This is a genomic window from Staphylococcus sp. GDY8P119P (assembly GCF_017892075.1).
Lineage (GTDB): Bacteria > Bacillota > Bacilli > Staphylococcales > Staphylococcaceae > Staphylococcus > Staphylococcus ureilyticus.
This window is the reverse complement of record NZ_JAESKJ010000027.1, coordinates 1-4,944: the sequence shown is the minus strand read 5'-3', so window position 1 is coordinate 4,944 and position 4,944 is coordinate 1. Positions and strand designations below refer to the sequence as shown.

Below are 4,944 nucleotides of genomic sequence, written 5' to 3'. Positions count from 1 at the left end.
TTAACTTCTGTGTTCGGCATGGGAACAGGTGTGACCTCCTTGCTATAGTCACCAGACAATGTCATGTATAAAATTTATACACTCAAAACTAGATTGTAAGTAAAATTTAGTTCAACCAACAAAACTTTTAAATTTGATTAAGTCTTCGATCGATTAGTATTCGTCAGCTCCACATATCGCTATGCTTCCACCTCGAACCTATTAACCTCATCATCTTTGAGGGATCTTATAACCGAAGTTGGGAAATCTCATCTTGAGGGGGGCTTCATGCTTAGATGCTTTCAGCACTTATCCCGTCCATACATAGCTACCCAGCGATGCCGTTGGCACGACAACTGGTACACCAGAGGTATGTCCATCCCGGTCCTCTCGTACTAAGGACAGCTCCTCTCAAATTTCCTACGCCCACGACGGATAGGGACCGAACTGTCTCACGACGTTCTGAACCCAGCTCGCGTACCGCTTTAATGGGCGAACAGCCCAACCCTTGGGACCGACTACAGCCCCAGGATGCGATGAGCCGACATCGAGGTGCCAAACCTCCCCGTCGATGTGAACTCTTGGGGGAGATAAGCCTGTTATCCCCGGGGTAGCTTTTATCCGTTGAGCGATGGCCCTTCCATGCGGAACCACCGGATCACTAAGTCCGTCTTTCGACCCTGCTCGACTTGTAAGTCTCGCAGTCAAGCTTCCTTGTGCCTTTACACTCTATGAATGATTTCCAACCATTCTGAGGAAACCTTTGAGCGCCTCCGTTACTCTTTAGGAGGCGACCGCCCCAGTCAAACTGTCCATCTGACACTGTCTCCCACCATGATTAATGGTGCGGGTTAGAAATCCAATACAGCGAGGGTAGTATCCCACCAACGCCTCCACGTAAGCTAGCGCTCACGTATCTAAGGCTCCTACCTATCCTGTACAAGCTGTACCGAATTTCAATATCAGACTACAGTAAAGCTCCACGGGGTCTTTCCGTCCTGTCGCGGGTAACCTGCATCTTCACAGGTACTATGATTTCACCGAGTCTCTCGTTGAGACAGTGCCCAAATCGTTACGCCTTTCGTGCGGGTCGGAACTTACCCGACAAGGAATTTCGCTACCTTAGGACCGTTATAGTTACGGCCGCCGTTTACTGGGGCTTCGATTCGTAGCTTCGCAGAAGCTAACCACTCCTCTTAACCTTCCAGCACCGGGCAGGCGTCAGCCCCTATACATCACCTTACGGTTTAGCAGAGACCTGTGTTTTTGATAAACAGTCGCTTGGGCCTATTCACTGCGGCTCTCCTGGGCGTGAACCCTAAAGAGCACCCCTTCTCCCGAAGTTACGGGGTCATTTTGCCGAGTTCCTTAACGAGAGTTCGCTCGCTCACCTTAGAATTCTCATCTTGACTACCTGTGTCGGTTTGCGGTACGGGCACCATAAATCTAGCTAGAGGCTTTTCTCGGCAGTGTGAAATCAACGACTCGAGGAAACAATTTCCTCTCCCCATCACAGCTTGACCTTATGAGTGCCGGATTTGCCTAACACTCAGTCTTACTGCTTGGACGTACAATCCAATCGTACGCTTCGCCTATCCTACTGCGTCCCCCCATCGCTTAAAACGATTCATGGTGGTACAGGAATATCAACCTGTTATCCATCGCCTACGCCTATCGGCCTCAGCTTAGGACCCGACTAACCCAGAGCGGACGAGCCTTCCTCTGGAAACCTTAGTCAATCGGTGGACGGGATTCTCACCCGTCTTTCGCTACTCACACCGGCATTCTCACTTCTAAGCGCTCCACATGTCCTTGCGATCATGCTTCAACGCCCTTAGAACGCTCTCCTACCATTGTCCTACGGACAATCCACAGCTTCGGTAATATGTTTAGCCCCGGTACATTTTCGGCGCAGTGTCACTCGACTAGTGAGCTATTACGCACTCTTTAAATGATGGCTGCTTCTAAGCCAACATACTAGTTGTCTGGGCAACGCCACATCCTTTTCCACTTAACATATATTTTGGGACCTTAGCTGGTGGTCTGGGCTGTTTCCCTTTCGAACACGGACCTTATCACCCGCGTTCTGACTCCCAAGTTAAATTGATTGGCATTCGGAGTTTGTCTGAATTCGGTAACCCGAGAAGGGCCCCTCGTCCAAACAGTGCTCTACCTCCAATAATCATCACTTGAGGCTAGCCCTAAAGCTATTTCGGAGAGAACCAGCTATCTCCAGGTTCGATTGGAATTTCTCCGCTACCCTCAACTCATCCGCTCACTTTTCAACGTAAGTCGGTTCGGTCCTCCATTCAGTGTTACCTGAACTTCAACCTGGTCAAGGGTAGATCACCTGGTTTCGGGTCTACGACCAAATACTCAACGCCCTATTCAGACTCGCTTTCGCTACGGCTCCACATTCACTGCTTAACCTTGCATCAAATCGTAACTCGCCGGTTCATTCTACAAAAGGCACGCCATCACCCATTAACGGGCTCTGACTACTTGTAAGCACACGGTTTCAAGTTCTCTTTCACTCCCCTTCCGGGGTACTTTTCACCTTTCCCTCACGGTACTGGTTCACTATCGGTCACTAGAGAGTATTTAGCCTTGGGAGATGGTCCTCCCAGATTCCGACGGAATTTCTCGTGTTCCGTCGTACTCAGGATCCACTCAAGAGAGAACAGATTTTCGACTACAGGATTATTACCTTCTTTGATGCATCTTTCCAGATGCTTCGTCTAATCTATTCCTTTGTAACTCCGTATAGAGTGTCCTACAACCCCAACAAGCAAGCTCGTTGGTTTGGGCTCTTCCCGTTTCGCTCGCCGCTACTCAGGGAATCGATTTTTCTTTCTCTTCCTGCGGGTACTAAGATGTTTCAGTTCTCCGCGTCTACCTTCGATACGCTATGTATTTACGTATCGATAATACGACATAACTCGTATTGGGTTCCCCCATTCGGAAATCTCTGGATCACAGCTTACTTACAGCTCCCCAAAGCATATCGTCGTTAGTAACGTCCTTCATCGGCTTCTAGTGCCAAGGCATCCACCGTGCGCCCTTAATAACTTAATCTATTTGCTTTCCAACTCGACAACCGTCGGTTGAAAACCCAAAATGTTATTAATCTGTGAGTGTTCTTTCGAACACTAGCGATTATTTCTTTTTGAATTCAAGCTTATTTAAAACTCTTATTCACTCGGTTTTGCTTGGTAAAATCATAAATTTTACTTACTTATCTAGTTTTCAACAAAACTGAATACAATATGTCAATGTTATTCCTTTGTCATCTTCTAAAGAAGATGTTCCGAATATATCCTTAGAAAGGAGGTGATCCAGCCGCACCTTCCGATACGGCTACCTTGTTACGACTTCACCCCAATCATTTGTCCCACCTTCGACGGCTAGCTCCATAAATGGTTACTCCACCGGCTTCGGGTGTTACAAACTCTCGTGGTGTGACGGGCGGTGTGTACAAGACCCGGGAACGTATTCACCGTAGCATGCTGATCTACGATTACTAGCGATTCCAGCTTCATGTAGTCGAGTTGCAGACTACAATCCGAACTGAGAACAACTTTATGGGATTTGCATGACCTCGCGGTTTAGCTGCCCTTTGTATTGTCCATTGTAGCACGTGTGTAGCCCAAATCATAAGGGGCATGATGATTTGACGTCATCCCCACCTTCCTCCGGTTTGTCACCGGCAGTCAACTTAGAGTGCCCAACTTAATGCTGGCAACTAAGCTTAAGGGTTGCGCTCGTTGCGGGACTTAACCCAACATCTCACGACACGAGCTGACGACAACCATGCACCACCTGTCACTTTGTCCCCCGAAGGGGAACGCTCTATCTCTAGAGTTGTCAAAGGATGTCAAGATTTGGTAAGGTTCTTCGCGTTGCTTCGAATTAAACCACATGCTCCACCGCTTGTGCGGGTCCCCGTCAATTCCTTTGAGTTTCAACCTTGCGGTCGTACTCCCCAGGCGGAGTGCTTAATGCGTTAGCTGCAGCACTAAGGGGCGGAAACCCCCTAACACTTAGCACTCATCGTTTACGGCGTGGACTACCAGGGTATCTAATCCTGTTTGATCCCCACGCTTTCGCACATCAGCGTCAGTTACAGACCAGAAAGTCGCCTTCGCCACTGGTGTTCCTCCATATCTCTGCGCATTTCACCGCTACACATGGAATTCCACTTTCCTCTTCTGCACTCAAGTTTCCCAGTTTCCAATGACCCTCCACGGTTGAGCCGTGGGCTTTCACATCAGACTTAAGAAACCGCCTACGCGCGCTTTACGCCCAATAATTCCGGATAACGCTTGCCACCTACGTATTACCGCGGCTGCTGGCACGTAGTTAGCCGTGGCTTTCTGATTAGGTACCGTCAAGACGTGCACAGTTACTTACACATTTGTTCTTCCCTAATAACAGAGTTTTACGATCCGAAGACCTTCATCACTCACGCGGCGTTGCTCCGTCAGGCTTTCGCCCATTGCGGAAGATTCCCTACTGCTGCCTCCCGTAGGAGTCTGGACCGTGTCTCAGTTCCAGTGTGGCCGATCACCCTCTCAGGTCGGCTACGTATCGTTGCCTTGGTAAGCCGTTACCTTACCAACTAGCTAATACGGCGCGGGTCCATCTATAAGTGATAGCAAAACCATCTTTCACTTTAGAACCATGCGGTTCTAAATGTTATCCGGCATTAGCCCCGGTTTCCCGGAGTTATTCCAGTCTTATAGGTAGGTTACCCACGTGTTACTCACCCGTCCGCCGCTAACGTCAAAGGAGCAAGCTCCTTATCTGTTCGCTCGACTTGCATGTATTAGGCACGCCGCCAGCGTTCATCCTGAGCCAGGATCAAACTCTCCATAAAAAATTATGATGTTTGATTAGCTCATAAAATACTAATTTGTGTTATCAATAACACGTTGTTTTGATTCAACATTTAATGTTGAAATCGGA

General features: G+C 48.5%; 3 rRNA genes. All 3 read right to left on the bottom strand.

Features of this window, described 5'->3' with window-relative positions:
* Positions 1 to 56, bottom strand: a 5S ribosomal RNA gene (rrf, locus tag KA830_RS13505); the annotation flags it as partial.
* Positions 57 to 133: 77 nt separating this feature from the next.
* Positions 134 to 3,054, bottom strand: a 23S ribosomal RNA gene (locus KA830_RS13500).
* Between the two features lie 248 nt (positions 3,055 to 3,302).
* Positions 3,303 to 4,855, bottom strand: a 16S ribosomal RNA gene (locus tag KA830_RS13495).
* Positions 4,856 to 4,944 lie beyond the last annotated feature (89 nt).